Source organism: Rhodococcus sp. RDE2 (assembly GCF_020885655.1).
Lineage (GTDB): Bacteria > Actinomycetota > Actinomycetes > Mycobacteriales > Mycobacteriaceae > Rhodococcus > Rhodococcus pyridinivorans.
Map to the genome: position 1 here is coordinate 130,382 of NZ_AP025186.1, position 15,744 is coordinate 146,125.

Below are 15,744 nucleotides of genomic sequence, written 5' to 3' on the forward strand. Positions count from 1 at the left end.
CCGGCCGAGCCGGCATTCGGACACGAATACAGAACAGGACAACACATGGAACAGGTCGTGCTGCTCGACGACGCAGGTCGCGCGGTCGGGATCGAACCGAAGGCCACGGTGCACACCACCGACACCCCGCTGCACCTCGCCTTCTCGTCGTACGTCTTCGACCCCCACGGCAACGTTCTGCTCACCCGGCGCGCCCTGGACAAGTCGACCTTCCCCGGTGTCCTGACGAACAGCTGCTGCGGTCATCCGGCGCCGGACGAGCCGCTCACCGAGGCCGTGCGCCGCCGGCTGCGTCAGGAACTCGGGCTCGACGTGCACGACATCGAGGTGGTCCTGCCGTCCTTCCGCTACCGCGCGGTGATGGACAACGGGATAGTCGAGAACGAGATCTGCCCCGTCTTCCGCGTGCTCTACGACGGGCCCGCGCCGGTCCCCGAGCCGTCGGAGGTGCACGACACCGAATGGGTCGACTGGACGGAATTCGCCGAGGACGTCGTCGAGGGACGCCGTGAAGTCTCGGTGTGGTGCCGTGAGCAGGTGGAGCAGCTCCGCACGCTCGGTCCCGACCCGCTGCGCTGGCCGGTGGCGTCTGCCGCGGATCTGCCGCACGCCGCGCCCGAACGCCGATAGGTCCGCACCCTTCTCTCGGGTCCGATCAGGGCCTCACGCCGGCCCAGGGCCGTTAACGTCGACCCTGTGATCGACCCGACCGTCCTGATCCGCACGATCGTCGGCGTCCTCGCCCTCGCCGCGATCTCGACGGCGGTGCTGTGGGCGTTCCGGGTCCCGCACCGATTCGCGCCGGTCGGTGCCATCGCCCGCGGTGCGGTCCAGCTCGCGCTCATCAGCGTCGTGCTCTCCGGCGTCATCACCGACGCCCGATGGGTCGCGGTGGTGCTCGTCGTGATGTTCACCGTCGCGTGGTGGACGGCCTGCCGGCGGATCGGGAACGCGGCCGTCGTGCGCGGGGCGACGGCCGCCGCGATGTCGACCGGTGTACTCGTCGCGGCGGGCATCGTCTTCGCGACCGGCGCGGTGGAGGCCACCCCGCGCTACGCGCTCGCGCTCGGCGGCATCATCATCGGCAACACCATGACGGTCGCGACCCTCGCCGGTCGCCGCTTCCACGAAACCGTCGACGACCACTGGCCCGAGGTGGAGGGATGGCTCGCGCTCGGCGCGACCATGCGGCAGGCGACCCTCTCACCCGCGCGCTTCGCCGTCCACGCGGCGATGATCCCGTCGACCGACCAGACGAGGACGACGGGCCTGGTGACCCTGCCCGGCGCGTTCGTCGGCGCGATCTTCGGCGGATTGTCGCCGGTGGAGGCCGGACGTTTCCAGGTGGTCGTGCTCGCCGCGATCATGGCGACGGCCTCGATCACGTCCGTGCTGATGGCGCTCGGCCTCGGTCGCGCCCTACGTCACCGCCCCGTCGTCGTCGTGTGAGACGGCGGTCTGCGGTGCGGGCGCCATCGGAGTAGGAGTGGATACAACCGCTGCCGAGGGAAGGATCGTCGATGCTGCTCGTAGCCAACCGGGGTGAGATCGCGTTGCGTGTCGTCCGCACGGCCGGGGAGCTCGGACTCGATACCGTCGCCGTCCACGCCACGGACGACGCCGACGCTCCGCACGTCCGCGCCGCCACGCGAGCCGAGGCCCTGCCGGGGTCCGGTCCCTCGGCCTATCTCGACCCCGACGCGATCGTCGGTGTCGCCCGGGCGACGGGATGCACGCTCGTGCATCCCGGTTACGGATTCCTCAGCGAGAACGCCGCCTTCGCACAGGCCTGCGCGGACGCCGGGCTCACCTTCGTCGGGCCGTCCCCGGAAGCATTGCGCATCCTCGGCGACAAGCGGGCCGCCCGCTCGGTGGCGGAGGAACTCGGCATCCCGGTGACCGCCGCCGTCGAGGCGACGGATCCGGAGTCCGTGCGGGCCTTCCTGCGCGACCGTCCGGGCGGGATCGTCGTCAAGGCACTGGCAGGTGGTGGCGGTCGCGGCATGCGCGTGGTCCGCGATGCCGCCGATCTCGACGAGGCGCTCCGGCTCGCCGCTGCCGAAGCGCACGCCGCCTTCGACGACGACCGGCTGTACGCCGAGGCGCTCGTCGAGCGTGCCCGGCACGTCGAGGTGCAGGTCGTGGCTGCCGAATCGGGGTCGGGTACCCGCGCGGTGGCGTCGGGCGATCGCGACTGCAGCGTGCAACGTCGGCACCAGAAGCTCGTGGAGATCGCACCCGCGCCCGATCTGCCCCACGCCCTGCGGGAGGCGCTGCACGGCGCGGCGGTCCGGCTGATCGGGCACGTCGGGTGCCACGGACTGTCCACCGTCGAATTCCTCGTCCACGACGACGGTTTCGTGTTTCTCGAGGTCAACCCCCGGATCCAGGTGGAACACACCGTCACCGAGGAGGTGACGGGCGTCGACCTCGTGGCGACCCAGATCGCGATCGCTCGCGGGGCGGGATTCGACGAACTCGGTCTCCCGGAAGGAATCACCTTCGACGGCAGCGGGATAGGCGGACGTCCTGCGGCGGCGCAGGGCATCGCGGTGCAGGTGCGCGTCAACGCCGAGATGCCGCGCGCCGACGGCATCGCCCTGCCCGCCGCCGGGACGCTCACCGCGTTCACACCACCCACCGGACCGGGCATCCGCGTCGACACCCACGGCCGGCCCGGCCTCGAGGTGACCGGACGTTACGACTCGCTGCTCGCCAAGGTCGTCGCGTACGTGCGCTCCGGCGACCGCGCGGCGGTCCTGCGCAAGGCGTCGACTGCACTCGGCGAGTTCGTCGTCGACGGTGTGGACACCAACCGCGACCTTCTGCAGAAGATCCTGGACGACAAGGAGTTCCGATCCGGAAGTATCCACACCACGTGGTTGGGGGAGCGGCTCGCGGATTTCGTCGACACCACCACGGCCGCGCCGGTGGAGTACACGGATCTGCGCGCCGACGAACACGCGGTGCGCGCCGAGATGGTCGGCACGGTCGTGGAGATCGCCCGCGCAGGCGACACCGTTCCGGCGGGTGCGCCGCTCGCCGTTCTCGACGCGATGAAGATGCAGCACGAGATCCGGGCACCCGGCAGTGCCGTGGTCGAACGTGTGCTCGTCGAGCCGGGCCGCACCGTCGACCCGGGCACGGTGCTCGCGGTGGTCCGCCTGTTCGACGCGGAGACCGCGACGGACGACATCGCCGCCGTCGACCTCGACGCCGACCGCGCCGACCTCGACGAGATCCGTCGCAGACACGAGATCACCACCGACGCGGCGCGACCCGAGGTCGTGGCGAAGCGGCACGGGCGGGGCCGACGCACGGCACGCGAGAACATCGCCGACCTCGTCGACGACGGCAGCTTCGTCGAATACGGACCGCTCGTCCTCGCCGCGCAGCGCGGCCGCCGCAGCGAGGAGGACCTGATCGCGAACACCCCCGCGGACGGGCTCGTCGGCGGCACCGCCCGGATCGGTGGGGCCGAGGTGGTCGTGATGTCCTACGACTACACCGTCCTCGCGGGCACCCAGGGCCGCAACAACCACCGCAAGACCGATCGGCTGCTCGAACTCGCCGCCCGGCGGCGGGTGCCGCTCGTGCTGTTCGCCGAGGGTGGCGGCGGGCGACCCGGGGACGTCGACGCCGGTTCCGGTGCGGGACTCGACCTGCCCACCTTCCGCTCGATGGCGTCACTGCGCGGACGCGTGCCCACCGTCGCGGTCGTCTCCGGCCGCTGCTTCGCGGGCAACGCCGCGCTCGCCGGGGTGTGCGACGTGCTCATCGCGACCCCCGACGCCACTATCGGCATGGGCGGTCCCGCGATGATCGAGGGCGGAGGGCTCGGGGTGCACCGCCCCGAGGACATCGGACCGATCGACGTGCAACGCCGCAACGGGGTCGTGCACGTCGCGGCGCGCGACGAGGCGCACGCCGTGGACGTCGCCCGGCGATATCTCGCCTACTTCACCGCGCCGCACGAGGACCGGCAGGCACCCGACCCGCGTCTCGCGCGACATGTGGTGCCGGAGAACCGTCTCCGCGCCTACGACGTGCGATCGGCGATCGACGCGATCGCCGACCGCGGATCGGTGCTCGAACTGCGCCCGGACTACGGCGTCGGCATCGTCACCGCCCTGATGCGCGTCGAGGGCGCCGCCTACGGCGTGCTCGCCAACAGCAGTGCCCACCTCGGCGGGGCGATCGACGCCGAGGCCGCCGACAAGGCCGCGGACTTCCTGGAACTGTGCGAATCGCACCGGCTGCCCGTGGTGAGTCTGTGCGACACACCGGGATTCATGGTCGGACCGGAATCGGAGAAGGACGCCACCGTGCGCCGCTTCGGACGCTTCTTCGTCGCCGGCGCACGCCTGACCGTCCCGTTCGGCATGATCATCCTCCGCAAGGGCTACGGCCTCGGCGCGATGGCGATGGCCGGTGGATCCTTCCACGCACCCGAATTCACCGTCGCGTGGCCGACGGGGGAGATCGGCGGAATGGGACTCGAGGGAGCCGTGCGTCTCGGATTCCGCAAGGAACTCGACGCCGCGGAGACACCCCGGGAGCGCGAGGAGCTGTTCGACCGGCTCGTCGCCCTCGCCTACCAGCAGGGCAAGGCCCTGCAGGCGGCGACGAGCTTCGAACTCGACGACGTCATCGACCCCGCCGACAGCCGCGCCTGGATCGCGCGACTGGTGCAACCGCGGTGAAGCCGGGTATGCGACAGCCATGGTGACCTATCCCGGCGCGCAGGAGTACGTACCCGACAGCCGCGACCTCGCCGAACTCGCCGCCGCGTCCGCGGGATGCCGGGGATGCGATCTCTACAAGGCCGCCGAGCGGACGGTCTTCGGCGCAGGGGTGCGCGACGCGCGCATGCTGTTCGTCGGCGAACAACCGGGCAACGAGGAGGACCTCGCGGGAGAACCGTTCGTCGGGCCCGCGGGGCACCTGTTCGACAAGGCCCTCGAACGCGCGGGCATCGATCGCGGCACGGTGTACGTGACCAACGCCGTCAAGCATTTCCGCTTCGACCGGTCCGCCAACGGCCGCAGACGGATCCACAAGAAACCGTCGGGTGGGCAGGTCGCGGCGTGCCGCCCGTGGCTCGAGGCCGAACTCGATGCCGTCCGCCCCGACGTGGTGGTGTGCCTCGGAGCCACCGCCGCGCAGTCGCTGCTCGGCAAGGACTTCAAGCTCACACAACACCGCGGTGAGGTCCTGCACCTTCCCGAGGAGCTGTGCGGGTCGTGCGATCCGGCGGTGGTCGTCACCGTGCACCCGTCGGCGGTGCTGCGGGCGAAATCGCAGCGCGACGACATGTTCCGCTCGTTCGTGCAGGACCTGGAACGCGCGGCGTCCTTGTGACGGTTCAGCCGGTGGTTGCGAGCCCTGCCGCGAGCCCGAGCGCCACCGACATCGCGCACACCTCGAGGACGGCGTTGCGCAGCGACTCCTCCTCCGGCAGGCGGTGCGCCGAGGCTGCCGGGAGCCAGTTGCGCCGCCAGTTCCACGCGAGCCCCAGCAGGGCGCACAGCACGATCGCCTTCGCGAGCACGACGCGTCCGTAGCCGGTGCCCAGCAGCGCGGAGACCGAACCGAGCCGCACCGCTGCGTCGACCACGCCCGTGATCACCAACGCCACCACGCACCGCACGGCCAGCTGCGAGTAGCGCGGCAGCAGTTCCGCCCATCCTCCGCGGCCCCGCACGGTGACGGCCAGCGCCACGAGCACCCCGAACCACACCGCGGCCGCGAGCACGTGCACGGCGTTGAACAGCGATCCCAGCGGTTGCTGCGCCATGTGGCCGGTGACCGGGCGGGCGATCAACGCGAGCGCCGCGGCGACGAGCACCGGGAGGGTGGACCACGACGCCGACCGGCGGTACGCCACAGCGGCGACGACGACGATCGCGGCGATGCACACCCATGCCGCCGCATCCACGCGTCCCGTGGTGGTGCCGACGAACTGCCCGAACCGCCCCACGTCCAGGTCCGTGGCGGGAACGTCGGCCGCGGTGGACGCGGCCCAGGCGAGGTCGACGCTCGCGAGCGCGAGCCAGACACCGCCGAGCGCGGCGATCGTCCGCCACAGCGTGTCGGAGGAGACCGCGGGACGGCGTTGCCGCTGCACCATGACCGCCAGGACCGCGAGTCCGAGCACGGTCGAGCCGACACACAGCCCGATCGCCCGCACCGAACTCGACGGGGCGGGCAGGGCGAGCGAACCGGCCACGGCGATGCCCGCGACGGTTCCGAAGGCAACGCCGGCAGCGGCCACGACGAGCCACTGCCGGCGTTCCGGGATCATGCGGGTCAGGCCTTCGGCTTGCGCAGCGCGAAGGCGAGACCTGCGGCGACCACGACGACACCTGCGACGACGAACCACCACACGGCAGGTCCGCTGCTGTCGCTCTCGCCCGACTCCGCGCCGGTCTCACCGGTCGCGGTGTCACCGGACGCCGCCTCACCGGGCGTGCCGGTTCCCTCCTGGGTGAGCGTGAAGGTGCGGGTTCCGCTGACGGGATGCCCGTCGGCGGAGGTCACCCGGTAGGCGATCGTGTACTCGCCCACGGGGCCGAGACCGTCGAGTTCGACGGCTGCGGTCGCACCCTCGATGATCGGGTCGCTCTTCGACCACAGGTTGCCGTCCGGCCCGACGACGGTCAGGGCCGCGAACTGCTCCTGCAGGTTCTCGTTGAACGTCACGGTCACCCGATCGGGTGCCTCCGCGATCTGCTCGCCGTCCTCGGGCGAGCTCGACAGCACCACCGAATGGGCGGACGCGGAACCGACGGACAGAGTCAGCGCCGCGATCAGCGCGGCGAGGAGAACGAGGATGCGCTTCATGCCCGCCGCCCCCGGATCACAGCGCCGAGGCCGAGTGCGGCACCGAGCGCGCCGAGCACCAGGCCGATACCGCCGAGCCAGCGCGCGGTGCTGTCGGTGGTGCCCTCCGACGCGCCGGCGGTCTGCGCGGTCTCGGTGGCGTGCGCGTCGCCGCTGCCGCCGTGCCCGTCGCCGCTGCTCGCCGCGAGCGTCAGGCTCGGGGCAGGACGCTCGGGCTCCTCGTCGCCGGTCGCGATCTCGTCCCACGCCACGACCTCGCCGTCGCTGTAGGTCTGGATCGCGGGGAAGGCGACCTCGTCCTCCTCGGGCAGCGGCCCGACGGACAGGACGAACTGCTGGAACTGTCCCGGCCCGACCTGCACGTCCGGCTCGGCGGTCCACGTCACGGAGGTCGCGAGCTGCGACTCGGGATCCTTCTCGACGGTCGCCGTCCAGCCGGGCAACGGCTCGGTGCGCGCCGAGCGCAGGCCCGGAAGCTCGACGGTGACGGCCGTCGTGCCGGCGGTCTCGGACTCGGTGGGGACCCGGAAGGTCAGGACGGTGTAGCCGCCCTGCTCGGCTCCGGGTGCGACGACGGTGACGTGGGCCGAAGCGATGCCGGCGCCCGCGACCATCAGCGCAGCGGTTGCTGTCGCGCCCACGAGGGCGCGACGGGAGAACTCGAACATGTATGGGTCTTTCTCGTGGTTGGAGGATCGATCGTCACGGCACAACCGTGGCGAGCGGTGGTCCTCTCCGCGAGATGGCCGGGGGTGCACGTCCCCACACGAGCCGGTCGGTCGACGAGGTCGGGGTGAGCACGGCGGGCGCGGCGACCCGGGGGCCGCGCAGCAGCACGACCCGCAGCGCGGTGCCGCACGCCGCGTACACGTGGGCCGCAGCGGTGAGCAGCACCGCGCACACGGCCACGGCGAGCACGTGGGCGCCCAGCATGGACACCGACAGGTGTTCGTGACCGGGCACCAGCACGGTGAGCGCGACGTGCGTGGCCGCCTGCCCACCCGCGAGGAGCACGAGCGGGGACAGCGACGGCTGGTGCGCGCCGAGGATCCCGACGACCGCCGCGACCGCGACCAGCAATACCGCGACCGGTCCCGTCGGCACACCACCGCCGGCGGAGCCGTGGGCGGCCACCGCCAGCACCGCGGTGGCGATGCCCGCGGTGGTGCCGAGAACGGTCGGGTACCTGGTCACTGTCGGTCGTGCTCGTTCCTGATGTGCAGGCCGTGTCAGCGCACGCCGAGGCGCGCGAGAAGATCCGCTTCGATGCCGTCGAGTTCCGACGAGATCGCCGCATGCGCCGACTTCCGGCGCGCGGCCGGCATCTGCTCGGCCGTCTGCACGGCGGCGGTCAGATCGGTGAGGCGTTCGCGGGTCGCCGTGGCGAACTTCTGCGTCTCCGCGTCCTTGGGGTTGCGCTGCTCGACCTTCGCGAGCGACTGCTCCGCACCCGCGATGCGGGCACTGAGCCGGGCACCGTGACCGGTGAACGAACCCAGTTCCTCGATCGGCACCCCGAGCTGCTGCGCGCGACGCGAATCGAGCTGACCGCGCAGCGCCGTCACGGCCTGGTAGACGATCGGGACGAGCACCGGCGCGAGCAGACGCGCGACGCCGAGATAGCGGCGCACCTTCGCCGCGGTGAGGCCCTGATTCTCAGCGGCCTTCTTCTGTGCCTTGAGGGTCGCGATCTGTTCCTTCTCGACCTTGGCCTGCGACCTTGCGAGTTCCTGGTCGAGCTTGACCTGCGACTTCGCGAGCTTCTTGTCGATCTTCGCCCGGGCCTTCGCTGCCCGCCGGTCGTTCTTGAACCGATTCTTCGCGACCAGTCTGGCCTCGAGCTTCGCCTTGGTCCTCAGCGCCTTCGCTTCCGCCCTGCGAGTCGCGCGACGCTTCCGTGTGAACAACCCCATCGAACAGCACCCTCCATTCGGTACGACACGACGCTCCGGCGCCCCGCGTCAGCCTAACGTGACGGTGCTGCTGCGAGCCGTCGCCTGTGCAGGGAATACCCTGGAATGTCGTGGACGCAACCGGAGAACTACCGCGGCCCGAACGCGGAGTGTCACAGCGCACAGCCGTCTCCCTCGAGGCCGCTGCGCTGACGAGGTGCCGCCACCGGGTCTATCTCGACGCCACCTTCCCCGACGAACTCGCAGGTGCACCCGAGAATCCGGGTGCGCGGCAACGCCAGGAGGCGGCGGCTGCGCATCGCGAGGCGATCCGCCAGACGCTGTTCGACGCCGACCCGGACGGGTGGGTGCTCGTCGCCCCGGAAGGACCGATGTCGCAGCGCGCCGAGCGCACCCTCGACGCGTGCCGCGCGGGCGCCGACCGCATCTGGGGTGCGGTGCTGCCGAGCGAACCCGACACCGGACGCCGCGGCCGCTCGGAGATCCTGCTGCGCGACGCCGAACACGGCGGCTACATCCCGGTGATCGTCGTCAACCACAAGGTCACCGATCCCGGACGCGGCGCGCTGACCACCGACCTGTTCGCGTGGGCACCCGCCGTCGACGAGACCCGCAAGGTGCGCAGTCAGGTGCGCGACCAGATGCGCCTCGCGCACCTGTACCGGATGCTCGAACGTCACGGACTCGCGAGCCCCGCGAAGGTCGCCGGCGCGATCGGATACGGCGGCGACTGCATCCTCGTGCACGATCTCGACCAGATCCTCGACGACTACGACGCCCGCCTGGCGGACCGACTCGAGATCGCGCGGGGTCTCACTCCGACGGCGCCGTCGCAGATCGGCGAGTGCAAGACCTGCCCGTGGTGGGACCGCTGCCGCGCCGAACTCACCGTCACCCGGGACGTGTCGCTCGTCGCGCCGGGGCAACGCGCCGCAGTGCTGCGCGAACTCGAGGTGCACACCATCGACGGCCTCGCCCGGTGGGAGGGCGAGGAACCGGAAGCGTGGCCGCAGGGTTCGTTCGAGGACGCGATCGTCACGGCGCGGGCATGGATCGCCGGTGCGCCGCTCGTGCGTCGCTACCGGCACGTGCACGTCCACCGCGCCGACGTCGAGGTCGACATCGACATGGAGAGCTACCACGAGCACGGCGCCTATCTGTGGGGCACGCTGCTCAATTCGGGGTCGACCTCCGAGTACATCCCGTTCGCGACGTGGGAGCCCGTGCCGACCGACGACGAGGCGCGCTCGTTCGCCGAGTTCTGGCGCTGGCTGTCGGATCAGCGGCGCGCGGCCGAACGTCGCGGGAAGACCTTTGCGGCCTACTGCTATTCGCGGTCGGCGGAGGACAAGTGGTTGCTGTCGTCGGCGCGGCGGTTCCACGGCTTCCCGGGTGTGCCGGAGCTCGCGGAGGTCAAGGCGTTCATCGGTTCGAACGAGTGGGTCGACATCTTCCAGGCCGTCACCGACCAGTTCGTGTGCCCGAACGGCAAGGGGCTCAAGAAGATCGCACCGATCGCGGGGCATCACTGGCGCGACGCCGAGGCCGGGGGAGAGGCGTCGATGAGCTGGTATCGCGAGGCCGTGGGCATGGCGGGCGAGCCCGATCCGGCGCAGCGTGTGCGGTTGCTCGAGTACAACGAGGACGACGTGATCGCCACGAAGATCCTGCGCGAGTGGATGAGCGATCGCGCGGTGCTCGACATCCCGTTCATCGAGGACCTGTAGCGCAGAGCATGCCACGTGCGTGGTTCCGGCGGCATCGGCCACCGGAACCACGCACGGGAGATCAGACCAGTGCGGCAAGAGCGAAGGCCGCCAGGGCGATGAGGACACCGCCGGTGAGGGTCTGGACGCGACGGTCGATGACGCACATCGCCGACAGGAAGCCGGGCATCGAACCACCGCGGCGGGTGTGCAGGATGGCCAGCACGCTCGGCATGCAGCGGCCGAGACTGACGGTCGCGAACATCGCGGCGCCGAGCACCGGCGAACCCGAGGCGATCACGCCGAGGACCAGCAGGTAGTACGCGCTGGACCGGATGAAGATCATGAAGCCGGGGCCGATGAGCGCGCCGAACAGCAGCGACACCTTCCACGGCGCCATCGTGCGCCGCAGATGGCGGGGGAGCTGCTGACGCCGCATGGGCGCCGGCAGGGTGATCATGCCCAGCTCGTGCAGGCCGTAGCCGAGTGCGATCACGCCCCAGGCCGCGAGCATCCACGCCCACGGCACCGAGCCGGTCACGAGCGCACCGAGTGCACCGAAGAGCGCGCCGGTGGGGATGCCCGTCGCGAGCGATCCCAGGGCGTGCCAGCCGAGCCGGCGGACCGGGGTCGACGACCCGCGGCGTCCCGGCTGCTTCGGTGCGGCGACCACGCCGGCCACCGACATGCCGCAGGTCGACCAGTTGGCGGCCAGTGCCGTCACCGCACCGGTCGCGATCACCGCGGCGGTCATGGCCGTCGGGGTCGAGGGAGCCGCGACGAGACCGGCGGCGGCGCCGACCACCGCGGCACCGGCGATCAGGCCGCCGCGGGTCTTCTTCGCGACGGCGTTCTCGAGCGTCGGGCGTATCTCCGGTACGTCGACTCCGAGGGGTGGGTGAGCCAGGGGCTCACGCACGAGTGTTTCCGTCATTGGGATGCTCCTTTGCTGTGGTGCTCTAGGGTGCGATCGGACGGCGGACGGCGTTGTCCGTCACCCGGTCACGGTGACGGTTCCGGTCATGTACCGGTGGACCGAGCAGTGGTACTCGTAGACGCCCGGCGTCGTGAAGGTGTGCTCGAAGCTCCCCTCGGGGGTGATGCCGCTGTCGAACTCGCCCTCCGATCCGACGTGATGCAGGACCCCGCCGTCGTCGAACGTCCACCGGACGGTGCCGCCCACCGGTACGGTCACGTCCACCGGTGCGAAGTGCACGTCGCGCACGACGATCTCCGCGTCCGGACCGGCGGGGGAGCCCGCACACGAGGTCGCGGCCAGCATCGCGAACGCGGCCACGCCCCACCGGATCCGCCTCATTCGACGATGATCGTGCCGACCATCGCGGGGTGCGGCGTGCAGTGGTAGGTGAACGTGCCGGCCTCGTCGAAGGTGTACTCGTAGGTGCCCTCGGTGAGCAGTTCGCTCTTCAGGTCACCTTCGAGCGGTCCGTCACCGGCCACGTCGTGCGGCAGGCCCGAGTCGTCGAAGTGCCACTGCACGGTCTGGCCCTTCTCGATGGTGACCGAGGCCGGGCTGTACGACATGTTGGAGACCTCGATGACGACGGCGGGTTCGTCGGCGTCCGCACTGCCGCATCCGGTCAGCAGTCCCATCGCGAGTGTCGTGCCCGCGATCGCGGAAAGAAACTTCTTCATGATCTCGTCCTCACCGGATGTACCGCAGATTCGCGGTCATTCCTGCCTCGAAGTGATAGGCGTTGTGGCAGTGGAACATCCACTCGCCCGGATTGTCCGCGTCGAACTCGATGGCGAGTTCGGTCCTCGGAAGCACGTTGACGGTGTCGCGTCGCAGACCGCCGTAACTCGGTACGGCGAAGGTGTGGCCGTGGGTGTGCATGGGATGCCACATCGGCGACGAGTTGACCATCGTGATCCGGATCCGTTCACCCTCCTTCATCACCAGTCGGCCGGCGTCGGGGCCGGCCATGCCCCACACGTAGCGGTCGCCCGCCTGGATCAGCTCGACACGGTAGTCACGGTCGACGTCCCGCTTCTCGAGCAACACCGATTCGGCGGGCCGCAGTTCGCTCTCGGGTACCAGTCGCCCGTTCAGCTCCGGGATGTTTGCTCCCACATCGGGGTTCGACATCGGAACCGCGTCGTGGGACCGCAGCACGGTCGACGCGTAGCCGTCGCGACCCTCGACCTTCGCCACGATCGGCCACGCACCGGAGCGGACCGTGACGAGCACGTCCACCCGCTGCGCCATGCCGAGGATCACGGTGTCGGCGGTCGTCGGCTGCACGTCGAAACCGTCCACGGCGACGACGGTCAGTTCGTGACCGGCCACGGCGAAGCGGTAGGGCGTCTCCGCGGCGGCGTTGATGATCCGCAGTCGCAACCGTTGTCCCGCAGCGGCTTCCACCACAGCGGGATCGTTCGGTGGGCGCCCGTTGATCAGGTGCAGCGGGTACGCGATGTGCTGGGTCATGCCGCCGAGCGGGACGGAGTCCCCGTGGCCCGCCGACGTGATCTGCTGCGCCACCGAGGCATCGGCGTCCGAGTACTCGGCCGACCCACCGCCGTGCCCGGCATGACCGTGCCCGGCGACCTGCGGGTTGAGCGCGGCGATCACCGCGTCGGGGGTGGTGCCCAGACCGTCGACCCAGTCGTCGAGCACGAGCACCGCGTCGGCGTCCGCGCCGGTCTTGTCGTTCGGGTCCTCGATGATCATGGCTCCGAACAGGCCGCGGTCGGCCTGCAGTCCGCTGTGCGAGTGGTACCAGTAGGTGCCCGGATCGGGTGCGACGAAGTCGTACTCGAACCGGCCGCCGTCGGCGCCGATCGGTTCCTGCGTGACCGGAGCCGCACCGTCCATGTCGTTGCGGATCCGGATGCCGTGCCAGTGCAGCGTGGTCTCCTGCGGAAGCCCGTTGTCCACCGACACCCGCACACGGTCGCCCTTCGACAACCGCAGCTCGGGTGCGACGGCGGCCCCGCCGTAGGTCCACGTGTTCACGATCCGCCCACCGAGGTCCACGGCGCCCACACCCGCAGCGAGCGCGAAGGCGGCCGTCGCCCCCGAGGTGGTGCGGGCCGCCTCGGCCGCGGCCACCTCGGGGTCGGTGGGACGGATGTAGTCGAGCTCGGCGGCCGCCGCCTGCTGCCCGGACGTACCGGAGCTGCAGGCGGCGGCACCGAACCCGAGGGCGCCGAGCCCCACCGCCCCGGCACCGAGGGTGCCCAGGCGGAGGAAGCGTCGGCGGTCGAGCACGAGCCCGGTACCGGGTCGTGTCATCGGATCACCTGCGGGGTCAGGAGGGAACGGATGTCGTCGACGGTGCCGGTGACCTCGGCAGCACTGACCTCGGCGCCGTCGCTCGCCGAGACACCGACGATGCGCTGGGCCGACTCGCCGTCGACCTCGGGGCCCGAACCGACCACGTACAGGATCGATCCGTCGACGGAGAAGGCCATGGACGCGATGTCCGTCAGCCCCAGCGCCTCGAGATCGAGGGTGCGGATCGGTGTGAGGCCGGCGGCGTCGAACAACTCGACCTTGACGATGTCGCCGCCGCGCGCCGAGTGCGGATGGATCTCGCTGTCGGTGTACTCGATCGCGATCCGGTCGCCGGTGTTGTTGATGGCGTTCTCCGCGAAGCGGCCACCGTCCTGACCCGCGTTCCCGATGGGAGCGACGGGATCCTCCGGCAGACCGTTCGAGAAGTCGAAGACGAAGACGTCGCCGGTCGCGCCGACGAGCAGCGCCTTCTTCGCGTCCGCGGCCCAGGTCACCTTGCGGTTGCTGACGAAGTCGTCGGGCAGCACCTTCGTGCGCGCCGTCTCCGTGGGGACACCGGCATCGTCGATGGAGATCTGGATCAGCTCGCGGGTGTCCTCGCACACGCTGTAGAGCTCGTGGTCGACGAGCCAGGTGAACGGCCCGCACCCGATGATCTGCAGCGCGCCGCTCTCCTCGCCGGCCTCGAGATCGACGACGCGGACGCCGTACAGGCCGTCGTCCCACGTCACGAAGTACTTCCCGTCCGAGGTGACGGCACTGGAGCCGGGGCGCGAGTGCGCGCGGGCGTAGTCGGGCAGTTCGATCTCGTCCGGCTCGAGCAGGTCGCCCGAGTAGGTGGTGACGGTGAAGTCGGCCTGGCCGCGCGAACCGCGGGGCCGCCACACCTCGGCGGCGAGAACCGCCGGGTCCGAGGAACTCTCGCCCACGAAGCCGTGGATGACGGGATCCCAGATGCCGGGGCCCACGACGATGCGGCTGCCCGCGACGCCGGTGACCGGGTCGAGGACGTTCACACCGATCTCGAGCCCGCCCGGAGTCCGGAGGACCGCGAGCAGGTCGTTCTCGCTCGCGGGCTGGATCTCCGAGACGTGCACGGGTTCCGGGATGGTGTCGCCGATCTCCTGGTCGTCGTGGCCGAGGGAGATGCCCTCACCGGGAGTGGTGTAGGGGACGGTCGGGTAGCTGACCTCGCCCGCCGCAGCGGACGAGGCGCTGTCGTCGTCGCTCGAGCACGCCGCGAGGGACAGTGCGAGAGCGAGCGGGACGGTCGCGGCGACCGCCCGTTGGGTGCGCTTCATGATCCGGCGCCCACCTTCGGTCGTGCGGCAGGACGGGTCTGGCAGTCCTCACCGATGATCGGTGCCATCGTGCAGGTGTACGACTGGGATTCGTCGGACACGCACCAGATGATCTCCTGGTCGAAGCTGCCCGAGACCGGGTTGTACATGATGGCCTGCATGTCGGGCTCACCGCAGAAGGCGTTCGAGCACGACGGTGCACCACAGCAGTCGTAGTAGGCGATCAGGTAGGTCTTACCGGTGTCGGGATGCGTGCAGCACCCCACCCAGAACTCCGCTCCGGGACGGCTTCCCGGTGCACAGGTGGTGACGCCGCCGCCGTTGCAGGCCGCGCACGAGGTGCCGTCCATGTTGCACCAGCGCCAGTACTCGCACTCGGCGGGATCCTTGCCGTCGTAGACCGGCACGAACGGTTCGGGTTCGGCGGGGGCGGGGGCCGGCGGCTCCTGCGCCAGGGCCGTGCGGGTGACGGGCAGCGAACTGATCAGTGCCACACCGGAGACACCCATCGTCCACCGGCCGATCTTGCTGATCACCGAACGGCGGGAGACCCGCTCGGACATCTTGCGTCCGGTGCGGCCGATGAAGGATCCACCGCGGCCGGCCATCCATTCGGCCTGTTCCTTGACGGTGGCTTCGTCCACCGGATATCGGTTCTCGTGCATCTCCGGTTCACCGGATGAGGGTCTGAGGTCCAACGACGTACTCCGATCTCGAGA

General features: G+C 70.6%; 16 protein-coding genes. 5 read left to right on the forward strand and 11 right to left on the reverse strand.

The features are described from left to right. Positions 1-45: 45 nt before the first annotated feature. The 4 genes from idi to LPH33_RS00605 all read left to right on the forward strand — a co-directional run bounded on the left by idi (position 46) and on the right by LPH33_RS00605 (position 5,361). On the forward strand, positions 46-630 hold the full coding sequence (gene idi / locus LPH33_RS00590) for an isopentenyl-diphosphate Delta-isomerase (RefSeq protein ID WP_016695396.1): 585 nt from the start codon (positions 46-48) through the stop codon (positions 628-630). A gap of 66 nt (positions 631-696) precedes the next feature. After that, positions 697-1,449: an ABC transporter permease gene (locus tag LPH33_RS00595; RefSeq protein WP_145690291.1), complete on the forward strand. Its 753-nt coding sequence runs from the start codon at positions 697-699 to the stop codon at positions 1,447-1,449. A gap of 71 nt (positions 1,450-1,520) precedes the next feature. Beyond that, entirely contained in the window at positions 1,521-4,703 is a 3,183-nt protein-coding gene (locus tag LPH33_RS00600; RefSeq protein ID WP_229566736.1) for an acetyl-CoA carboxylase family protein, read from the forward strand. A gap of 19 nt (positions 4,704-4,722) precedes the next feature. Beyond that, positions 4,723-5,361 carry a UdgX family uracil-DNA binding protein gene (locus LPH33_RS00605; protein WP_016695399.1) on the forward strand — a complete coding sequence of 213 codons (639 nt, stop codon included), beginning with the start codon at positions 4,723-4,725 and terminating at the stop codon, positions 5,359-5,361. A 4-nt stretch (positions 5,362-5,365) separates the two neighbouring features. Here the strand turns inward: LPH33_RS00605 and LPH33_RS00610 are convergent, their stop codons facing one another. The 5 genes from LPH33_RS00610 to LPH33_RS00630 are packed head-to-tail and all read right to left on the reverse strand — an operon-like array spanning position 5,366 to position 8,756. Continuing rightward, positions 5,366-6,304: a copper resistance D family protein gene (locus LPH33_RS00610; protein WP_229566737.1), complete on the reverse strand. Its 939-nt coding sequence runs from the start codon at positions 6,302-6,304 to the stop codon at positions 5,366-5,368. A 5-nt stretch (positions 6,305-6,309) separates the two neighbouring features. Next, entirely contained in the window at positions 6,310-6,843 is a 534-nt protein-coding gene (locus LPH33_RS00615; protein ID WP_229566739.1) for a copper resistance CopC family protein, read from the reverse strand. Next, positions 6,840-7,511 carry a YcnI family protein gene (locus tag LPH33_RS00620; RefSeq protein ID WP_060652333.1) on the reverse strand — a complete coding sequence of 224 codons (672 nt, stop codon included), beginning with the start codon at positions 7,509-7,511 and terminating at the stop codon, positions 6,840-6,842. The genes LPH33_RS00615 and LPH33_RS00620 overlap by 4 nt, the downstream gene beginning before the upstream one ends. Positions 7,512-7,545: 34 nt before the next feature. After that, a complete protein-coding gene (locus LPH33_RS00625; RefSeq protein ID WP_229566741.1) occupies positions 7,546-8,037 on the reverse strand; it encodes a hypothetical protein in 492 nt (163 codons plus the stop codon). A 35-nt stretch (positions 8,038-8,072) separates the two neighbouring features. Continuing rightward, positions 8,073-8,756: a DUF6474 family protein gene (locus LPH33_RS00630; protein ID WP_229566742.1), complete on the reverse strand. Its 684-nt coding sequence runs from the start codon at positions 8,754-8,756 to the stop codon at positions 8,073-8,075. Positions 8,757-8,905: 149 nt separating this feature from the next. Between LPH33_RS00630 and LPH33_RS00635 the strand changes: the two genes are divergently transcribed. Continuing rightward, entirely contained in the window at positions 8,906-10,483 is a 1,578-nt protein-coding gene (locus tag LPH33_RS00635) for a TM0106 family RecB-like putative nuclease (protein WP_229568519.1), read from the forward strand. Positions 10,484-10,544: 61 nt separating this feature from the next. Here LPH33_RS00635 and LPH33_RS00640 read toward each other — a convergent pair whose 3' ends face one another. Genes LPH33_RS00640 through LPH33_RS00665 form a run of 6 tightly spaced genes read right to left on the reverse strand, consistent with a single transcriptional unit; the run spans position 10,545 to position 15,690 of the window. Next, entirely contained in the window at positions 10,545-11,396 is an 852-nt protein-coding gene (locus tag LPH33_RS00640; RefSeq protein WP_160876606.1) for a methylamine utilization protein, read from the reverse strand. 60 nt (positions 11,397-11,456) lie between these two features. Next, positions 11,457-11,780: a cupredoxin domain-containing protein gene (locus tag LPH33_RS00645; RefSeq protein WP_088896849.1), complete on the reverse strand. Its 324-nt coding sequence runs from the start codon at positions 11,778-11,780 to the stop codon at positions 11,457-11,459. Continuing rightward, positions 11,777-12,118, reverse strand: a complete 342-nt coding sequence (locus LPH33_RS00650) for a cupredoxin domain-containing protein (protein ID WP_145690282.1) — start codon at positions 12,116-12,118, stop codon at positions 11,777-11,779. Before LPH33_RS00650 ends, LPH33_RS00645 begins: the two co-directional genes overlap by 4 nt. A gap of 10 nt (positions 12,119-12,128) precedes the next feature. Then, positions 12,129-13,721, reverse strand: a complete 1,593-nt coding sequence (locus tag LPH33_RS00655) for a multicopper oxidase family protein (RefSeq protein WP_229566744.1) — start codon at positions 13,719-13,721, stop codon at positions 12,129-12,131. Next, positions 13,718-15,025, reverse strand: a complete 1,308-nt coding sequence (locus LPH33_RS00660) for a hypothetical protein (protein WP_145690281.1) — start codon at positions 15,023-15,025, stop codon at positions 13,718-13,720. The genes LPH33_RS00655 and LPH33_RS00660 overlap by 4 nt, the downstream gene beginning before the upstream one ends. Beyond that, complete coding sequence (locus tag LPH33_RS00665) at positions 15,022-15,690, reverse strand: methylamine dehydrogenase light chain (RefSeq protein WP_059382063.1); 669 nt, start codon at positions 15,688-15,690, stop codon at positions 15,022-15,024. Before LPH33_RS00665 ends, LPH33_RS00660 begins: the two co-directional genes overlap by 4 nt. Positions 15,691-15,744: the final 54 nt, after the last annotated feature.